Source organism: Curtobacterium sp. MCPF17_046, from assembly GCF_003224295.1.
Classification (GTDB): domain Bacteria; phylum Actinomycetota; class Actinomycetes; order Actinomycetales; family Microbacteriaceae; genus Curtobacterium.
Window position 1 is genome coordinate 24250 of the sequence record NZ_QKLB01000018.1, and the last position, 17419, is coordinate 41668.

The window sequence follows — 17419 nt, forward strand, 5'->3', positions numbered from 1 at the left end:
GGGTGGCGGTGGGAGCATCGAGCGGGACCGGACGAGCGGCGTTCGCCGACGAGTCGAAGGCGCGCGACTACCTGCTCGCAGCGACGCTCCTCGAACCCGGGGACGTCGGAGCAGCCCGGAACCTGGTCCGGTCGCTCGTCCTGCCGGGGCAGCACCGCCTCCACATGGCGAAGGAGAGCGACGGGCGTCGTCGCATGATCCTGGACGCAGTCGCGAGCATCCCGTCCTCGACGACCATCCACCGCGCTCCGAAGGACGGCCGGTCCGAGGTCGACCGTCGAGCGGCGTGCCTCCGAGCACTGGTGATCGACCTCACGCGATCCGGCTGTTCAGGGCTGTGTCTGGAGCGTGACGAGACCCTGGAGCGCCGGGATCGCCGACAGATCATCGACACCTTGCACCAGCAGGGAGCGCAGCTGCGGCACCGGCACGCCACCGCTCGCGAGGAGCCCCTCCTCGCCCTGCCCGATGCGCTCGCTGGGCATGGGCGAAGGGCGGGGACTGGAGGCGCCGGGTGACCCACCTGATCGACTGCCGGACCGTCGCGCGATGACGCCCGGGAAGACGCGAGACCCGAGCGCCACAACCGTCCGGATGGGTCTCGGGTCCACTTCTCGGAGCTCAACGCAACGAGCACACCCATGCTACCAGGCGGGCCATGTCACACGCCAGCGGCCCTGCCGCCCCACCCCGCCGCCTCACCCCGCCAGGTCCTTCGCGAGCATGAGCTCCGCGGACCGCACGGACGCCGTCTCCGCGGACGTGAGCTCCCGCCCCTGGACCTCGGCGTCCCGGATCGCGATGAGCAGGTCGTAGGTGCGCACCTGGAGACCACCTCGCCGTCGGCGTGCGCGAAGGTCGAGGCGGCGGGCGATGCGGGCGAGACGGATGCGGTGTCCGCGGAGCCGGGCCTCCCGGGCCCATCGCCGGACGGTCATCGACGCCATCGCGGCGACCATGAGCACGATCCCCAGGTAGAACGGCGGGTCGAACGCGGTCCGGAGGACGTCGCGGAGCAGCACCGGCCCGAGGATGAAGTGGTCGGCCGTCAGGGACGCGATCTCCTCGACGCTCGCGATCGCGACGAGGGACAGCCCCACCCGGAACACGACGAGCGCCCCGCGGCTGCCGAGCACCCCGCGAGCGAGCGTCGTGGCGGTGATCGCGGCGACGCACGCCATGTAGATGCTCGCGTACGACCAGGTCGCGGTCTGGTCGATCTCGTCCACGATGAAGGTGAAGACGGTGTCCCCGCGGTCCCGGATGAACAGGAACGGCACCGTGAAGGACGCGAGCATCGCCACCAGGGCGAGCGGGTGCGCCAGTGCCGGACGCCGGTCGACGTCACGCACGCTGCCGCGGAACAGCAACCAGAACGCCGTCGTCGCGCAGAGGTTCTGCACGAGGTTCACGAGGTTCGTGCCGCCGAGCAGCGCGTCCAGGTCCCGCTGCGGGACGACCGCGCCGAGCGTCAGCAACCCGAGCGCGCCCACCCCGGTGGCCGCCCAGCTCGCTCGCCCGTGCGGGTTCCGTCCGATCGAGGGCGCGCGGATCGCGAAGCTCGCCGCGGCACACCAGAACGCCAGGGCGTGCAGGACCCCCACTAGCCGTAGGTCCGCTCGTCCGCCCCCACGGTGCCGGACAGGAGGACCGTGGCCAGTTCGTACGCGAAGGTCTCGGCGAACTCCTCGTCGTCACCCTGCAGGGACGAACCCGCGGGTGCGGGGAGCGTGTGCTGGACGTCGTCGATCGAGCGGTGGCAGACGGTGCCGCCGACGGACCACGCGGCGAAGTCGAGCTGGGTCCGCGGGACCGGCACGCCGGTGTCCCCGCGCACGAGGTGGCCGAGTTCGTGCAGGACGCAGTGCATCCGGTAGAGCGGCGTCGACCCCGGCGGCAGGAGCACGAGCGCCGCGTCGGGCGACTGGGACACGAGCGCGGTCAGGGCGCCCCAGCTCGGGCCGTCGACGTCCACGACGCGGATCGGCTTGCCGATCCGCGCGGCGACGGCGTCGACCACGTGACGGAGGCGGGGCGCGTTCGGGAGCACCGCGACGACGTCGCGGATCGCCCCGGCACTGACAGCGTCCACACCGCAAGCCTAGGGCGTGGGTGCGGGTCCGATCCGGGAGGCACGACCCCTCTCCGAGGGACGCTCACGTCGGGCCGGGTTGGGGTCAGGTCGGTGTGCGGCCGGCTGGCTCAGGCGCCGGTCGCCTCGTAGTGCCGGGCACCGCCGGTGACCCCGGCGAAGCGGAACGGCCCCGCGGTGACGCGCGGACGCTCGACGTCGTCGCTCGTCGCGGCACCGGCGGCGTGCAGCTCCCGGTACGCCTCGACGGACAGCGGGACCCGTGCCGCGAGCAGCTCGGCGACGCGTCCGGTCCGGCGGTGGTCGCGGTACTCCGGCCGGACGACGCCGGTCATGAGCTCGCCAACGCTGCCGGAGCCGTAGCTGAACATGCCGATGCGGGCGCCGGCCAGGTCGTCGTCCAGGTCGAGCAGCGCGCCGAGGGCGATCCAGAGCGATGCCGTGTACGTGTTGCCGGTCTGACGGTTGTACGTGAACCCGACGGCGAGCTCGGTCTCCTCGAACGGGACGTCGACGTGCTGTGCGAGCTTCCGGTGCGCCTTGATCGCCATCTTCGTGAACGGCTGGTGGTGCACGAAGCGGTCGATCGCCTCGATGCCGGGGCCACCGCGCGCGGCGAGGTCGTCCCAGGCCCCGATGAAGGCGTCGACGTACGCGGTGACCGACAGCCGCCCGTCCACCAGCGCGGTGGAGCGGTCGTTCGGGCGCCAGAAGTCGTCGACGTCGGCGGTGAACAGACCGGACTGCGGCTCGAGCTCGACCAGGTCCGGGTCGGCGGCGATGAGCATCGCGACCGCGCCGGCGCCCTGCGTGGGCTCCGCGGCCGTCTCGACGTCGTAGCGGGCGACGTCGGCGGCGATCACGAGCACGCGTTCACCCGGGTCCCGCGCGATGATGCCGAGGGCCATCTGCACCGCGGCGGTCCCGCCGTAGCAGGCCTGCTTCAGCTCGACGACACGGACGTTGGTCGGCAGACCGAGCAGCCCGTGCACGAACACCCCGGCGGCCTTGGACTGGTCGATGCCGGACTCGGTCGCGAAGAGCACCGTGCGGATGCCCTCCACGCCGTGACGGTCGAGGACCTCCTTCGCGGCGGCGGCGCCCATCGTGACGATGTCCTCGTCGGGGGCGGGCACGCTGAAGGCGTCCTGGCCGATGCCGACGTGGTACTTCGCCGGGTCGACGCCCGTGGTGGCGGCGAGGTCGTCGAGGTCGAGCACGTGGTGGCCGGTGGCGATCGCGAGGTCGTGGATGCCCACGGTGAGCGGCTGTTGCGTGGTCATGCCGACGCTCCTTCCGGTCGGTGGCCGCGTCGCTCCATGGCGACGTGTGCGGCCATGAGCTCGCCAGGGTTCGTCTGGGCGGCGAGCAGTGAGAGTTCACCGCAGAGCACGGTGGCGGCGCAGAGCGCGGCGAGGCGTCGGGCGTTGGCGCCGGGCTCGCGGTCCTCCCGGCAGCCGAGGCGCACGAGGGCGTCCTCGACGACGGGCAGGTCGTTGCCCTTGCCGTTGCCGACCGTGCCGACGATGAGGTGCGGGAGCGAACACGAGAAGTACAGGTCGTCGCCTCGGGCCTGGGCGAGCGTGATGCCCTGGGAGCCCTCGACGATGTTCGCCGCGTCCTGCCCGGTGGCGAGGTAGAACCCGAGCAGCATGTTCGCGTAGTGCGCGTTCGCGGAGCGCAGTGCCCCGGCGATCGTCGACCCGACCAGGTTCTTCGCCGTGTTGAGCTCGACGATCCGTTCGGTGGAGGACCGCAGGCGCTTCTCGACGACCTCGCCCGGGATGACGATCTCGGCGATGGTTTTCCGGCCGCGGCCCCGGATGCCGTTCACCGCCGTGGCCTTCTTGTCCGAGCAGAAGTTGCCCGAGATCGACACGTACCGCAGCTCGGGCTCCCAGGCCAGGATCGCCGGCAGGAGCGTGTCCGCCGCCTGCGTGACCATGTTGTGACCGGAGGCGTCGCCCGTGGTGAACGCGAAACGCAGGAAGAGCAGGTCACCGACGATCTCCGGGTGCACCTCGATGAGCTTCGCGAAGCGGCTCTGCCCGGTGACGATGGTCTCGAGGTCGCCCTGGCGGGCGAGGATCCGTCCGGCGGCCATGTGCGCGGCGGCGGCACTGGAGGCGCGGACGACCACCGAGCGGGTCATCCGCTCGTCGACGACGGTCGAGACGATGCCGCCCTCGACCATGCGCGAGATCCGTGCGCCGCGGCCGACGGACGGCCAGAGCGGGCTCTCGTAGGTCGCGAGGGGCACCTCGTGCTCGCCCTCGACGGCGTTGCCGCTGACGCGGATCGGTCCGACCCACTTCGTGGGGATCGGGGTCTGCAGGTCGGTCATCGCGTGGTCCCTTCCTCGGGTTGCACCGCGACGCTGAGGTGCCTGATGTCGTGTGCCTCCCAGGTGCGGAGGATGTCGGCGGGGTCGCTGTCGGCGGGGACGAGCGCGATCCCGCAGTCGCCGCCACCGGCCCCGGACGGCTTCGCGGCGCCACCGGCTGCCTCGACGACGTCGCAGAGCGTCGCGAGGCGCGGCGTCTCGATCTGCGAGCCGACGGATGTCCCGAGGTCCTGCAGCAGGCCGCGGGCGCGCCGGAGTGCGCCGAGCGTGCGCTCGGCGTCCCCGGTCCGGAGGCCCGTGGTCAGGTCGTCGACGCAGGCGCGGCTGGCGTCGAGGAACGCCGCGTAGTCACCGTCGCGGTGCCGACGCACGACGCCGACGAGCTTGGTCGTGGACGCCGGTGACCCGGTCCAGCCGACGAGGAGCCGCAGGTCGGTCGGGGCGGGCAGGTGCTCGACGTCGAAACCGGTCCAGGCGTCGTCGTCGTCGAGGATCGACGAGACCGTCCGCTCGTCGAGCAGACCGGCCAGGACCTCACGGTCGGGCGCGCTGTAGCGGAGCCAGCCGCCGAAGGTGCTCGCAGCGAGGTCACCGCCGGAGGCGCGGGGTGCCACGCGGATGGTCGCGAGCAGCGCCACCATGAAGCGTCGGCGCTGCGACAGGCCGAGGCCGTAGAAGCGGTCGAGGGCGCCGACGGTCGCGACGGTCACCGCGGCCGACGAGCCGAGCCCGAACTTCCGGCCGCTGGCGTCGTCGAGCTGGCTCTCGATGCGCAGGTCGTGGAACCGCGGCGCGATCCCGAGCTCGGCACGGAGCTTCTCGACGAGGTCGATCGTCGCCATGACGTAGTCGTAGGGGTGGTGCTCGCGGTCCAGTGCGAGGCCGTCCTCGGCACGGGTCCACGTCAGCGGGAGGTTGCCGTACTCCTCGGAGTGCACGCTGCCGGCCCCGTGCCCCTCGGAGACGCGGGCGGTGATCGCACGGTCGAGGGCGATCAGCACGGACGGCTGACCGGGCTCGACGACGGCGTACTCGCCCGCCACGAACAGCTTGCCGTGGGCTCGGAACTCGGTCACGCGGTGGTCTCCTCTGCTCGGGGGGGGTCCCCCGGGCGTTCGGAGCCGACCAGGTGAGCGGCTGGTCCGGTGCCGGACTCGATGACCGCGCCGAACCCGTCCAGGGACGCGGCCACGCGGGCACGGTCCTCCGGACGGCAGAGCACGACGACGTTCGGGCCGGCGTCGGCCGTGGCGTAGGCCTCGAGGCCGTCGGCCCGCAGCGCGGCGACGGCGTCGAAGACCGCGACGCTGCGGCTGTTCAGGTAGCGGATCGGGGGGAAGGCGCCCTCGATGGTGGCGTGCATGCGGAGCGCGTTGCTCTCGGTCAGCTCGCCGATGCGGGTGAAGTCGCCGGCCGCGCACGCGGCGAGCATGTCCTGGACGGTCTCGGTCGTGGAGGTCACCCAGGCCGGGTAGAACGGCGACGTCGCGATCGTCCGGCGCATGGCCTCGCGCGAGCCGATCTCCTTCGGGCCGTCGTCGATCGTCACGACCACCATCGCCATCGGCGGCGCGGGGATCGTCTCGGCGAAGGACCCCTCGTCGTCGCCCGCGTGCCAGACCGCGACCCCGCCGGGGATCGACCGCGTGGCCGAGCCTGAACCGCGGCGGGCGAGCCGGGAAAGGTCCCGCGACGACAGGTCGAGACCGTACGCGCTCGCGGCGGCGACGGCGAGGGCGGCGAAGCCCGATGCGCTCGAGGCCAAACCGGCGCCCGTGGGCACGGTGTTCTCCGTGACGACTGCGGCGCGGGCCTCCGAGCCGGACAGGTCACGGACGAGGTCGAGGAAGCGCTCGACCCGCACCAGCGCACCGTCGTCGACGACGCGACCGTTCAAGGTCAACGTGTCACGCGCCTCCCGGCCGGCGTCGAGCGTGACGGAGGTCGTGGTGGGGAAGACGTCGAGGCCCATCGAGACGCTGCCCGTGGCGGGCAGCGCGAGGTCGGCGTCCGCCTTGCCCCAGTACTTCACGAGCGCGATGTTGGGGTGCGCGACGGCGGTTGCGGTCATCAGGCACGGGCTCCGATCGAGGTGGTCCAGGTGGCGGCGGCGCCCGCGTCGCGCAGTGCGGTCACGATGCGGGCGGCGTGCTCGTCGTCGGCGGCGAGGGCCAGGACGCATCCGCCCCGTCCCCCGCCGGTGAGCTTCGCGCCGAGGGCGTCCGCGCTGCGTGCGGCGCCGACGAGCCGATCGAGGTCCCCGCTCGACACGTCGAGGGTGGTGAGCAGTTCGTGCGCGGCGTCCATGGTGGCACCGAGGGCCTGGGCGTCGCCGTCGACGAGCGTCCCCCGCGCTGCCCGGGCGAGGTCCCCGATGCGCTGCACGACGGCGTCGACCACCTCGGGGGCGCGGTCGTGGCGTTCCCGCACGGCCGCGACGGCCTCGCGCGTGTGTCCGGGGACACCGGTGTCGGCGACGACGAAGACGAAGCGCCCGGTGAGTTGCACCGGCTCGATGACGTCGTGCTCGAACCAGACGGGCTCGTCGGCGACGACCCCCCGGGCGTCGAGTCCGGACGGGCGCCCGTGGGCGACGCGCTCGCACGCCTGGATGAGGTCGTGGTGGGTGGCGCGGTCGAGCACGACCCCCAGGGCGTCGGCGACCGCGGCGGTCACGGCCGCGGCGACGGCGGCGCTCGACCCCATCCCGCGGGCGGTGGGCACCTGGCTGTCGACCCGGACGTGGAACGCGGTGTCCACGGCGTGCGGGTACCCGAGGTCGGCGAGGTGGCTGAGCGTCGCGGTGACGGCGGTCGTCGTGGGCAGCACGGCGGCCGGCGCGAGGCCGAACGGCCCCGTGTGGACGGTGGACTCCAGCACGTGCTCCGCTCCGGACGAGTGCGTCACCGGCAGGGGCGTCGCGGTGGCCGTCACGCGGACGTCGGTCACCGGCAGCACGAGCGCGGGTGCGCCGTAGACCACGGCGTGCTCGCCGATCAGGATCGTCTTGCCGTGGGACACCGATGAGCCGACTCGCGGGATCGCTGTGGTCGTCGTCGGTGCGGTGGCGGGGTGGTTGCTGGTCATCGTCGGTCCGGCCAGCCTAACCGGACCCGACGACGGACGTCCGTCCGGTGCGCTCTCGGCGGACGGACGCCGTGTGTCGGCTGGACGTCGTCGCGATCGGGTTGTGCACAACCCGGTCGCGTGCAACAGTGACGTCATGCCGGTGACCGACGAGATGGTGTGCTTCTCCCTCTACGCAGCGACCCGGGCGACAACCCAGGCGTACCGCGCGCTGCTCGAGCCGTGGGGCCTGACCTACCCGCAGTACCTCGTGCTCGTGACGCTGTGGGTCGAGGGCGACCAGACCGTGTCGAGCCTCGGCGACCACCTGCAGCTCGACTCCGGGACCCTCTCGCCGCTCCTCAAGCGCATGGAGCAGGGCGACCTCGTCCGTCGCGAGCGCCGCAGTGACGACGAGCGCGTGGTCACCGTGACGACCGGCGAGCGCGGCCGGTCCATACGCGCCGAACTCGCGCACGTCCCGGCGGCCGTCGCGGCGGGCACCGGACTGATCGACGAGCGCTCGGCCGCCGAGCTCATCGCGACGCTGCACCGCCTGACCGAGACGATGCACCGCGCCGCAGCGTCACCCGCACAGCCCGCGCCCGCGCAGCCCGCACCCGCGCCGCCCGCCTGACGCAGCTTGCGCGCTGGCCGACATCTTTCGCGCTCGGCACCCCGAACGGTGTCGCTGAGCGCGAACCCAGCGGACCGGCGAGCGCGTCCCCACTGACCAGACAGACCCCACGAAGGAAGGAAGGACACCACATGGACGTCCTCTACACCGCAGAAGCCCTGTCCACCGGCGAAGGCCGCAACGGCAAGGTCCAGACCAGCGACGGCTCGTTCGAGCTGGACATGGCGATCCCGAAGGAGATGGGCGGCTCCGGCGCCGGCACGAACCCCGAGCAGCTCTTCGCCGCCGGCTACGCCGCGTGCTTCCACTCCGCACTGCAGGGCGTCGCCCGCGCGCAGAAGGTCAAGGTCACCGACTCGTCCGTCGGCGGCCGCGTCCAGATCGGCCCGAACGGCCAGGGCGGATACCAGCTCGCCGTCGTGCTCGAGGTCGTCATCCCGGACATGGAGCACGACCAGGCCCAGGCCCTCGCGGACGCCGCCCACCAGGTGTGCCCGTACTCGAACGCGACGCGCGGCAACATCGACGTCACGATCACGGTCTCGGAGGACTGAACGTGGCAGACCAGACCATGCGCGCCGTCGTCCACCCGGAGTTCGGCGAGCCCGCCGACGTCCTGACCGTCGAGCAGCGCCCCGTCCCCACCCCGGGCGCCGGCCAGGTGCTCGTCCGGACCGTGCTCTCCCCGATCCACAACCACGACCTGTGGACGATCCGCGGCACGTACGGCTTCAAGCCGGAGCTGCCCGCGCCGTCCGGCACCGAGGCGCTCGGCGTCGTCGAGGCCCTCGGCGAGGGCGTCACGCACCTGTCCGTCGGCCAGCGCGTGGCCGGTGGCACCTTCGGCGTCTGGGCGGAGTACTACGTCGCCGACGCCGCCGGGCTGATCCCCGTGCCGGACGCGATGCCCGACGAGTCGGCCGCCCAGCTCGTGTCGATGCCGTTCAGCGCGATCAGCCTGCTGCACTCGCTCGACCTGCACGAGGGCGACTGGCTCATCCAGAACGCCGCGAACGGCGCAGTCGGCCGCATGGTCGCCCAGCTCGGTGCCGCCCGCGGCATCAACGTCATCGGCCTCGTCCGCCGTGCCGAGGGCGTCGAGGAGATGCGCGCCCAGGGCATCGAGCGGATCGTCGCGACCGACACCGAGGACTGGCAGGACCAGGTCTCGGCCATCACCGGCGGCGCCCCGATCCGCGCCGGCGTCGAGTCGGTCGGCGGGAAGGCCGCGGGCGACATCGCGTCCGTGCTCGGTGACGAGGCGACCCTCGTCGTCTTCGGCGCGATGGCCTCCCCCACGCTCGAGATCCCGTCCGGCAAGGTCATCTTCGGCCAGCTCACCGTGAAGGGCTTCTGGGGCAGTGTGGTCAGCCGGACCATGCCCGCGGAGACCAAGCAGGAGCTGTTCGGCGAGCTCATCAGCCGCGTGCTCGACGGGTCGCTGACGCTCCCCGTGTCCGAGACCTTCGCGTTCGAGGACGCCCGCGACGCCGCCCGTGCGAGCGACACCGCCGGCCGCGTCGGCAAGGTGCTCCTGCGCCCGTAGCCCGACCGGAGACACACGGGAGGCCCGTCACCAGCCGGTGACGGGCCTCCCGTGTGTCCGCCGTCGCGTCGGTCAGCGGCGCCCCGCCGCGTCGACGGTGAAGAGGCTGCCCGAGGCGACGCCCTCCTCGACCTGCTCGAGGGTGCGGCCGCGCGTCTCGGGCACGAACCGCCAGATGAACAGCAGCGCGAGGACCCCGACGACCCCGAAGCCGAAGAACGTGCCGGTGATGCCCGTCGCCGCGACGACGGACGGGAACCACAGCCCGACGAGCGCGGTCGCGATCCAGAGGCAGAACACCGCGATGCCCATGCCGAGCGCCCGGATCTGCGTCGGGAAGACCTCGGACAGCACGACCCACACCGCGATGTTGAGGAAGGTCTGCATCGAGCCGACGAACGCGACGACGAGGACCAGGATCACCCACGGTCGCGCCGGGTTACCCGCCGGCAGGGCGACCGAGGCGGTGCCGATGAGGAAGTGGCACACCGTCGTCAGGGAGAAGCCGAGCAGGAGCGTCGTCCGCCGGTCGATCCGCTCCATGTTCGCGATCGCGATGACGCCACCGACCACCGCGATGACCCCCGGGGCGATGGTCGCGATGAGCGCGGCTGATGCCTTGAACCCGGACTCGATGAGGACGGACTGGCCGTAGTACATGATCGAGTTGATCCCGGTGAGCTGCTGCGCGACCCCGAGTCCGGCGCCGATGAGCACGATCCGGACGAGCCACTTGTTCCGGAGCAGGACGGTCCACCCGCTCTCCCGCTGCTCCTGCGCCTCGTGCTCGTGCGCGCGGCGGATGTCCGCGAGCTCGGCCTCGGCACGGTCCGCCGACCGCACCTGCCGCAGGACGGCGAGCGCCGCGTCGTCACGGCCGTGCGTCGCGAGCCACCGGGGCGACTCCGGCACGCGGAGCATCCCGACGAACAGGGCGACGGCGGGGAGTGCGCAGACGGCGAGCATGATCCGCCAGACCCCGTCGCCCTCACCCCAGAGGCTGGCGATGACGGCGTTCACGACGAACGCGGCGAGCTGCCCGATGACGATCATGAGCTCGTTGCGACCGGACAGCGACCCGCGGATCTCGTACGGAGCGAGCTCGGCGAGGAACACCGGCACGACCGTCGAGGCACCGCCCACCGCGAGGCCGAGCAGCACGCGGCCGACGACGATCACGCCGAACGACGGGGCGGCGACGCACACGAGCGTCCCGACGAAGAACAGCACCGACAGGAGGATGATGGTCCGCCGTCGACCCCAGGCGTCGGCGACCCGTCCCCCGAACACCGCGCCGACTGCCGCGCCGAAGGCCAGCGAACTGGTGACGACACCCACCGTGACGTCCGTCAGGCCGAGCTCCTGCCGCATCGGCAGGAGCGCGCCGTTCACCACCCCGGTGTCGTACCCGAAGAGCAGACCGCCGAAGGTCGCGACGAGCGCCAGCAGCCCGAGGCGGCGGCGGTGCGGTCCGGTGCCCACCGGGGGGAGCCCGGCCTCGTGTGCTGTGGGTCGGGTGTCGACCATGCGGTGTGTCCTTCGTCCGTGATCGCGAGCGGGGGTCCGGCAGGGACCGGCGCGGCCCACCGTCCCGGGACGGCTCCCGGCGGGCCACCAGTGATCTTCCCACCGCCGCGCAGGTCCGACGTGCAGGTCCGACGCGCAGGAGCCGGGCCGACCGTGGTGCCGTAGGCTCGCAGCGCGAGGGGACCAGGCACGACGGGACGGGGGGACCATGCGTCGCGGGTACGCAGGACAGGGACACGCAGGACAGGGACACGCCGGACAGGGGCACGGCCGAGGCAGGCCCGGCCGACTGCTCGGAGCGGTCGCGCTCGCCACGGTCGTCGTCACGACCGCAGCGGGGTGCGCGTTCCTCCGCGGGCCGGACGAGCTGCCGGCGCCGAGCCGCAGCGCCACCGCCGACGGCACGGGCAAGGCCCCCGACCCGAGCGCCAGCGCCGAGGCCCGCCGCATCGCCGAGTCCGCGTCACCACGGACCCCGACCGCCGTCCCCACCGAGGCCGCGGCGCCGGAGCCCACGGTCTCCCCGATCCCGGTCGGCACCGTCGTCAGCGAGGCAGACGTCGTCACGCCGAAGGGCAGCGTGCGGTTCCACTACCGCGTGGTCGTCGCCGACAACGGCTACCCGACCGTGCAGTGGTCGGGGTTCACCTCGACGCTGCCGGTCCCCGTCGGTGCGACCTTCCTCAAGACGCCGCCCTCGGTCGGCGACGGCCTCTCCTGGCACGGCGTCGGGGACACCGTGCTCGGGGGCGGCTCCCCCGCGGTCCCGACCCCGGCCACGACCGACATGGACCCCGGACGGGTGGACCCGTCGTGGCTCGGCACGCTCGTCGTCTACTCGGCGGCCGAGTCCGCGGCCCCCGACCTGCCGGTCGAACTCGGACCGGACAAGGTGCTCGCGGTCACACCGGTCAACTGGTCGGTACCGGCGCGGACGACGAACGTGCACCCCGTCGACGGTGGGGCACGCCCGAACGCCACCGGGATCACGAGCAGCGAGGGGTCCCCGGACGGGTCACCCGTCGCCTACCGGATCGCGTCGGAGGACCTCATCGGCGCCGTCGCAGCCCGGCTCGGCATCACGGTGAAGGACCTGGTCTGGTTGAACCCGGACGTCACCGTGTACGGCGACCAGCAGTACCTGTACGAGGACACCGTGCTGAACCTCGACCCGTTCCGGCGGTAGTCCGAGCCCGGGCGGGGCGCGTCCGGGTCAGGCGTGCTCGGCCCCGCCGTCGTCGTCCCGAGCGACGGGTCCGGCGTCGAGCACGTCCCCGAGCGCGGACATCCCCGCCCCGTGGTCGGTGTAGCGGCGCACGGTCCGTCGTGCGGCGGCCCGTGCGGCCCCGGCGAGCCGTTCGTTGCGACGCGCGGCGTCCGCCACCCGGCCAGCGTGCCCGGCGGTCGAGAGCAGCACGTTCGCGAACGCACGGGCGTCTCCCTGCTCGGGGATGCCCGTCACCGTCCAGGCGCTCCGGACCTGGGCGTCCGGGGTCATGCCGCGGCGGGTGCCCATACGGCGCCAGTCGGACAGCGCGCCCTCGGTCCGGTCGGCAGCGCGGTCCGACTCCGCCGCCCGTTCGGCGTCCGCCGACCGGCGACGCTCGGGTGCCGGGGCCGCCGACGCCGCTTCGGCGCGCTCGCGGGCACCGCGGTCGTCGCCGCCGGCGGCGATGCGGGCGGCGTGGGCCGCTGCTGCGGCCGCGAGGATCTCGGAACGGTCCATGCCACGACGGTACCGTGCACGACCGACGTGGGTCGGGCCTCCCGGCCGTCCGGACGACCGCAGCGGCAGGCGTGCGGACCGGAGGACCGAGGTGCGGGTGACCGCGAGCGGCGGTGCGCGCACCGGGGGGGGGCCGGCGCACCGCCGCCGGGTCAGTTCGTGCGGGCGGGCTCCGTGGTCAGCCAGACCGCGGCGTCGGCAGCGAGGACCCCGTCCACGAACGCGCCCGGCACCGACTCGACCAGGACCTCCCCGCCGGACACGCCCTCTCCGGACACGCCCTCCCCGGACACCCCTTCCCGGGCCGGCAGCCGCACCGGCTCGGAGCCGAGGTTGCCGACGACGGTGACCCGGCCGTTCGACCACGCCAGCACGCTGCCGGTACCGGTCTCGTGCCAGCGCAGGGTCCCGGCGCCGAGGGCCGTCCGCCGTCGGACGTCGAGCGCCCGGCGGTACATCGCCAGGGTGGAGGCCTCGTCGTCCTCCTGCGCGGCGACGGCGTACGCGCCGAAGTCGGCCGGTTGCGGCAGCCAGGTGTCCGCGGCGGACGAGAAGCCGAAGGACGGCCCGCCGGAGGTCCAGGGGATCGGGACCCGGCACCCGTCGCGGCCGCGGATCCGGTGGCCGGAGCGCTCCCACACGGGGTCCTGGCGGACCGCGTCGGGCAGCGTGGTGACCTCGGGCAGGCCGAGTTCCTCACCCTGGTACAGGTAGGCGGAGCCCGGCAGGCCGAGCATGAGCAGCGTCGCGGCCCGGGCACGGCGGAGACCGGTGGCACGGTCCGGCTGCGGGTCGTCCACGCCCACACCGGCCTCGAGCTCGACCGGTCCGTCGTAGCCGAAGCGGCTCGCGTGCCGCATCACGTCGTGGTTCGAGAGCACCCACGTGGTCGGCGCACCGACGGCGTCGTTCGCGGCGATGCTCGTGTCGACGTTCGCCCGGATCGCCGCCGCGTCCCACGGGAGCGACAGGTACGCGAAGTTGAACGCCTGGTGCATCTCGTCGGACCGGACGATGCGGGCCGCCCGCTCCGGTGGGAGCCACGCCTCGGCGCAGAGGATGCGCTGGCCCTCGTACTCGTCCAGGATCCGTCGCCACTCGCGGAAGACGGCGTGGATGCCCTCCTGGTCCCACATCGGCGGCATCACGCCGTCGACCGGCTCCACGACGCCGTGGGTCGCGTGCGGCCAGTCCGGCAGGCCCGGGGCCTTCACGATCGCGTCACACACGTCGACCCGGAACCCGTCCACCCCGCGGTCCAGCCAGAACCGCAGCGTCGTCTCGAACTCCCGGTGCACCCGGGGGTCGTCCCAGTTCCAGTCCGGCTGCTCGGGCGCGAAGAGGTGCAGGTACCACTGGCCGAGGGTGCCGTCCGCCTCGGTGACGCGGGTCCAGGCCGGGCCCTCGAACATCGACTGCCAGTCGTTCGGCGGCAGGTCGCCGTGTTCGCCGCGTCCGTCGCGGAAGTGGAACATCCCACGCTCCGGGCTGCCCGGCGCGGCGGCGAGCGCGGCCCGGAAGAGCACGTGCTGGTCCGAGCAGTGGTTCGGGACGAGGTCGGCGATGACCCGCAGCCCCAGGTCGTGGGCCCGTGCGAGCAGGGCGTCCGCATCGGTGAGCGTGCCGTACAGCGGGTCGACGTCCCGGTAGTCGGCCACGTCGTAGCCGCCGTCGGCCTGCGGGGACGGGTAGAACGGCGAGAGCCACACGGCGTCGGCGCCGAGCGCCGCGACGTGGTCGAGCCGCGCCGTGATCCCGGCCAGGTCACCGGTCCCGTCACCGTCGAGGTCGGCGAACGACCGCGGGTAGACCTGGTAGATGACGGCGGTGCGCCACCAGTCGGTCGCGGCGTCGGTCACAGCAGCGTCGGTCACGTCGGCGTCGGTCACGTCGGGGGTGGTCATGCGGTCGGCACCTTCCGGTCGTAGAGCTCGGGGCGGCGGTCCCCGATCCAGTCGTTGTGCGGGCTCGTGGACTTGTCGCGGGCGAGGGCCGGGAAGACGTCGACGGTGATGGCGGTCGCGCCGGCGCCGGGGTCCGTCTCGGCGGCGACCCAGCCGAACTGGTCGACGATCACGCTCGCCTCGTTCCAGTCCTGGCCCCGTTCCGTGCCCGCGCGGTCGCAGCACGCGATGAACACGCCGTTGGTCCGCGCGGCGGCCTGCGCGGCGATCACCTCGGCGACGCGGTCGCGCTCCGGGTGGTCCCCGACCGGCCAGTTCGTCGGGACGGCGATGAGGTCCGCGCCCGCGAGCGCGAGCATGCGGGGCATCTCCGGGAACTCCATGTCGTAGCAGACGAGCACGCCGATGCGGCCGTGCGCGGTGTCGACGACGGGAGGCGCGGCGTCGCCCGGCGTGAACACGAGGGTCTCGCGGTCCCACAGGTGCGTCTTCCGGTAGACGGTCCGGACACCGGTCCGGTCCACGACCGCGACGCTGTTGCGCAGGACGCGGCCGTCCCGCTCGCAGAAGCCCACCACGACGACGTTGTCCGTCCCCGTCAGCGCGCCGGCGACCCGGGCGAAGAGCGGGTCGTCCGCCGTGACCGCGAGCGCCGCTGCCTCGTCAGCGTCCCGGAAGACGTACCCGGTCGTGGCGAGCTCCGGCAGGACGAGGACGTCGACCCGGTCCTCGACGGCCCGCTCCACCGCGGCGAGGACGCTCCTGCCGTTGCCCTCGAGGTCACCGAGCACCGGTGCGAGCTGGTCGCACCGGACCCGGGCCACGCCGGTCCCGCCGGCCGTCACTTGACCGCGCCTTCCGTCAGCCCGGTGATGAGCCGACGCTGGAGCAGGACGTAGGCGACGACGATCGGCAGGGCGACGAGCACGGCTGCCGCGGCGGTGACGTCGGGCTGGGCGCCACGCTGCGCGCCGGAGAAGAACGACAGCGACAGCGGCGCCGTCTGGACGGCCTCGTTCTGCGGCACGAGCACGAGCGCGAGCAGGAACTCGTTCCACGTGAACAGGAAGAGGATCGTCGCGAGCGTCGCCACGGCCGGCAGCGCGACCGGGGTCAGCACGCTGCGGAGGATCCGGAAGCGGGAGGCACCGTCGATGCGTGCCGCCTCGAGCAGTTCGCCCGGGACGGAGGCGAAGAACGACCGCATCCAGAACACCCCGAGCGGCACCGACAGACCGATCTGCGGCAGGATGAGCGCCCAGTACGTGTCCACGAGACCCCACCCGGCGAGCATCTGGTACAGCGGCAGCACGGTGACCTCGTACGGCAGGACGAGCCCGACGAGCAGGAGGCCGAGGAGCAACCGGCCCCCGGGCACCCGCATGTGTGCGAGGGCGTAGCCGGCCAGGCAGGCGACCGTCGCGGTCACGACGACGACCGTGATCGCGACGACGGCGCTCGAGACGAGGGCGGACGCGAACCCGCCCTGCGTCCAGGCGTCGACGTAGTTGTCGAACCCGACCCCGCCGTCGTCCCCGCTCAGCGAGGTGACGATCACCGACGCGAGGGGGAACACCGCGACGAGCGCGGCGACGACGAGCACCGCGTGGGTGATGAGGGTCTCGCTGCGTGCGACCTTCACGACGCCGCTCCCTTCCGCTCGCGGAGGGCGAGCTGCACGATGCCGACGACCACCAGGATGAGCACCGTCAGGACCACGGCCAGCGCGGACGCCTGCCCGAGGGCACGGTCCTGGAACGCGTCCTGGTAGACGAAGACGCTCGGCACCGTGGTCGACGTCCCGGGGCCACCGCGCGTGGTGTTCCAGATGAGGTCGAAGTTCCGCAGCGCGAACGTGATGGTCAGGATGAGCGCGATGGAGATCTGCGGGCGCAGGGCCGGCAGTGTGATCGACGTGAACTCCCGGATCGCCCCGGCGCCGTCGAGCCGGGCCGCCTCGTAGAGGGACCGGTCGATCGTCGCGATGCCGGCCAGGAAGAGCACCATGCACAGGCCGTACTCGACCCAGGTCCCGATGAGCCCGATGGACGGCAGGGCGGTGCCGAAGTCACCGAGCCAGCTGCGGGCGAGACCGCCCAGCCCGACCGCCCGGAGGAAGCCGTTGACGGGGCCGTCCTCGGCGAGCAGCCCGCGCCAGGCGACGGCGACGACGACGCTCGACAGGATCTGCGGCAGGAACAGCACCGCCCGGAACACGGTGAGGCCGTGGATGCGGATCCGCGACATCGCGCCCGCGAGCAGCAGCCCGACCAGGACGGGCAGTGCGGCGTAGAAGAACAGCAGCACGACCGAGTGTCCGAGCGCCTGACGGAGGTCGGCGTCCGCGAAGACCGCCGCGTAGTTCGACAACCCGGCCGGGGTGGCGACGCTGATGCCGTCCCAGTCGTAGAACGAGATGCGCACCGACTGGACGATCGGCACCACGACGAACACGACGAAGAACGCCAGGGCCGGGGCGACGTACAGGAGCGAACTCCAGCTGACACGGGTGGCGGCCGGGCGACGCCGACGTGGCGTCGTCCGGTCGGTCCCGCGCTCGACGAGCGTGGCCGCCAT

General features: G+C 73.0%; 18 protein-coding genes. 5 read left to right on the forward strand and 13 right to left on the reverse strand.

Annotated elements, in window-relative coordinates; all coding sequences use genetic code 11:
- Positions 1–8: 8 nt before the first annotated feature.
- Complete coding sequence (locus tag DEJ32_RS13900) at positions 9–518, forward strand: hypothetical protein (protein WP_110901691.1); 510 nt, start codon at positions 9–11, stop codon at positions 516–518.
- 180 nt (positions 519–698) lie between these two features.
- Here DEJ32_RS13900 and DEJ32_RS13905 read toward each other — a convergent pair whose 3' ends face one another.
- The 7 genes from DEJ32_RS13905 to mvk form a co-directional block, all read right to left on the reverse strand.
- Entirely contained in the window at positions 699–1604 is a 906-nt protein-coding gene (locus tag DEJ32_RS13905) for a hypothetical protein (RefSeq protein ID WP_110901692.1), read from the reverse strand.
- Positions 1604–2092 carry a hypothetical protein gene (locus DEJ32_RS13910; RefSeq protein WP_110891395.1) on the reverse strand — a complete coding sequence of 163 codons (489 nt, stop codon included), beginning with the start codon at positions 2090–2092 and terminating at the stop codon, positions 1604–1606. The genes DEJ32_RS13905 and DEJ32_RS13910 overlap by 1 nt, the downstream gene beginning before the upstream one ends.
- A gap of 110 nt (positions 2093–2202) precedes the next feature.
- Positions 2203–3375, reverse strand: a complete 1173-nt coding sequence (locus tag DEJ32_RS13915) for a hydroxymethylglutaryl-CoA synthase (RefSeq protein ID WP_110825928.1) — start codon at positions 3373–3375, stop codon at positions 2203–2205.
- Complete coding sequence (locus DEJ32_RS13920) at positions 3372–4436, reverse strand: hydroxymethylglutaryl-CoA reductase (protein ID WP_110901693.1); 1065 nt, start codon at positions 4434–4436, stop codon at positions 3372–3374. The genes DEJ32_RS13915 and DEJ32_RS13920 overlap by 4 nt, the downstream gene beginning before the upstream one ends.
- Positions 4433–5512 (reverse strand): phosphomevalonate kinase, encoded by a 1080-nt coding sequence (locus DEJ32_RS13925; protein ID WP_110891392.1) that lies wholly within the window; start codon positions 5510–5512, stop codon positions 4433–4435. The genes DEJ32_RS13920 and DEJ32_RS13925 overlap by 4 nt, the downstream gene beginning before the upstream one ends.
- Positions 5509–6507: a diphosphomevalonate decarboxylase gene (mvaD, locus tag DEJ32_RS13930; RefSeq protein ID WP_309146433.1), complete on the reverse strand. Its 999-nt coding sequence runs from the start codon at positions 6505–6507 to the stop codon at positions 5509–5511. The genes DEJ32_RS13925 and mvaD overlap by 4 nt, the downstream gene beginning before the upstream one ends.
- The gene (gene mvk / locus DEJ32_RS13935) at positions 6507–7523 is read right to left on the reverse strand and encodes a mevalonate kinase (protein WP_181420688.1); all 1017 of its coding nucleotides are present in this window, start codon (positions 7521–7523) and stop codon (positions 6507–6509) included. The genes mvaD and mvk overlap by 1 nt, the downstream gene beginning before the upstream one ends.
- Positions 7524–7659: 136 nt before the next feature.
- Between mvk and DEJ32_RS13940 the strand changes: the two genes are divergently transcribed.
- The 3 genes from DEJ32_RS13940 to DEJ32_RS13950 all read left to right on the forward strand — a co-directional run bounded on the left by DEJ32_RS13940 (position 7660) and on the right by DEJ32_RS13950 (position 9685).
- Positions 7660–8139, forward strand: coding sequence for a MarR family winged helix-turn-helix transcriptional regulator (locus DEJ32_RS13940; RefSeq protein WP_181420689.1), 480 nt, complete (start codon positions 7660–7662; stop codon positions 8137–8139).
- Positions 8140–8270: 131 nt separating this feature from the next.
- Entirely contained in the window at positions 8271–8693 is a 423-nt protein-coding gene (locus tag DEJ32_RS13945; RefSeq protein ID WP_110825923.1) for an organic hydroperoxide resistance protein, read from the forward strand.
- Positions 8694–8710: 17 nt separating this feature from the next.
- Positions 8711–9685: a zinc-binding dehydrogenase gene (locus tag DEJ32_RS13950; RefSeq protein WP_110891406.1), complete on the forward strand. Its 975-nt coding sequence runs from the start codon at positions 8711–8713 to the stop codon at positions 9683–9685.
- A 72-nt stretch (positions 9686–9757) separates the two neighbouring features.
- Here the strand turns inward: DEJ32_RS13950 and DEJ32_RS13955 are convergent, their stop codons facing one another.
- Entirely contained in the window at positions 9758–11212 is a 1455-nt protein-coding gene (locus tag DEJ32_RS13955; RefSeq protein ID WP_110901695.1) for a sugar porter family MFS transporter, read from the reverse strand.
- 208 nt (positions 11213–11420) lie between these two features.
- Between DEJ32_RS13955 and DEJ32_RS13960 the strand changes: the two genes are divergently transcribed.
- A complete protein-coding gene (locus DEJ32_RS13960; RefSeq protein ID WP_110901696.1) occupies positions 11421–12398 on the forward strand; it encodes a LysM domain-containing protein in 978 nt (325 codons plus the stop codon).
- Positions 12399–12425: 27 nt separating this feature from the next.
- Here the strand turns inward: DEJ32_RS13960 and DEJ32_RS13965 are convergent, their stop codons facing one another.
- The 5 genes from DEJ32_RS13965 to DEJ32_RS13985 all read right to left on the reverse strand — a co-directional run bounded on the left by DEJ32_RS13965 (position 12426) and on the right by DEJ32_RS13985 (position 17419).
- On the reverse strand, positions 12426–12938 hold the full coding sequence (locus DEJ32_RS13965; protein WP_146234163.1) for a hypothetical protein: 513 nt from the start codon (positions 12936–12938) through the stop codon (positions 12426–12428).
- Positions 12939–13090: 152 nt separating this feature from the next.
- On the reverse strand, positions 13091–14842 hold the full coding sequence (locus DEJ32_RS13970) for a glycoside hydrolase family 13 protein (RefSeq protein ID WP_110901698.1): 1752 nt from the start codon (positions 14840–14842) through the stop codon (positions 13091–13093).
- Complete coding sequence (locus tag DEJ32_RS13975) at positions 14839–15687, reverse strand: nitrilase-related carbon-nitrogen hydrolase (protein ID WP_220033033.1); 849 nt, start codon at positions 15685–15687, stop codon at positions 14839–14841. Before DEJ32_RS13975 ends, DEJ32_RS13970 begins: the two co-directional genes overlap by 4 nt.
- Complete coding sequence (locus DEJ32_RS13980; RefSeq protein ID WP_110901699.1) at positions 15684–16484, reverse strand: carbohydrate ABC transporter permease; 801 nt, start codon at positions 16482–16484, stop codon at positions 15684–15686. The genes DEJ32_RS13975 and DEJ32_RS13980 overlap by 4 nt, the downstream gene beginning before the upstream one ends.
- On the reverse strand, positions 16481–17419 hold the full coding sequence (locus DEJ32_RS13985) for a carbohydrate ABC transporter permease (protein ID WP_110901700.1): 939 nt from the start codon (positions 17417–17419) through the stop codon (positions 16481–16483). The genes DEJ32_RS13980 and DEJ32_RS13985 overlap by 4 nt, the downstream gene beginning before the upstream one ends.

Bases quoted from the DNA above. Each gene is read 5' to 3' on its own strand.
- DEJ32_RS13985 (WP_110901700.1), bottom strand. From the start codon at position 17,419: ATGGCGGCCACGCTCGTCGAGCGCGGGACCGACCGGACGACGCCACGT.
- mvaD (WP_309146433.1), bottom strand. From the start codon at position 6,507: ATGACCGCAACCGCCGTCGCGCACCCCAACATCGCGCTCGTGAAGTAC.
- DEJ32_RS13955 (WP_110901695.1), bottom strand. From the start codon at position 11,212: ATGGTCGACACCCGACCCACAGCACACGAGGCCGGGCTCCCCCCGGTG.
- mvk (WP_181420688.1), bottom strand. From the start codon at position 7,523: ATGACCAGCAACCACCCCGCCACCGCACCGACGACGACCACAGCGATC.
- DEJ32_RS13920 (WP_110901693.1), bottom strand. From the start codon at position 4,436: ATGACCGACCTGCAGACCCCGATCCCCACGAAGTGGGTCGGACCGATC.
- DEJ32_RS13950 (WP_110891406.1), top strand. From the start codon at position 8,711: ATGCGCGCCGTCGTCCACCCGGAGTTCGGCGAGCCCGCCGACGTCCTG.
- DEJ32_RS13960 (WP_110901696.1), top strand. From the start codon at position 11,421: ATGCGTCGCGGGTACGCAGGACAGGGACACGCAGGACAGGGACACGCC.
- DEJ32_RS13945 (WP_110825923.1), top strand. From the start codon at position 8,271: ATGGACGTCCTCTACACCGCAGAAGCCCTGTCCACCGGCGAAGGCCGC.
- DEJ32_RS13915 (WP_110825928.1), bottom strand. From the start codon at position 3,375: ATGACCACGCAACAGCCGCTCACCGTGGGCATCCACGACCTCGCGATC.
- DEJ32_RS13965 (WP_146234163.1), bottom strand. From the start codon at position 12,938: ATGGACCGTTCCGAGATCCTCGCGGCCGCAGCAGCGGCCCACGCCGCC.
- DEJ32_RS13970 (WP_110901698.1), bottom strand. From the start codon at position 14,842: ATGACCACCCCCGACGTGACCGACGCCGACGTGACCGACGCTGCTGTG.
- DEJ32_RS13940 (WP_181420689.1), top strand. From the start codon at position 7,660: ATGCCGGTGACCGACGAGATGGTGTGCTTCTCCCTCTACGCAGCGACC.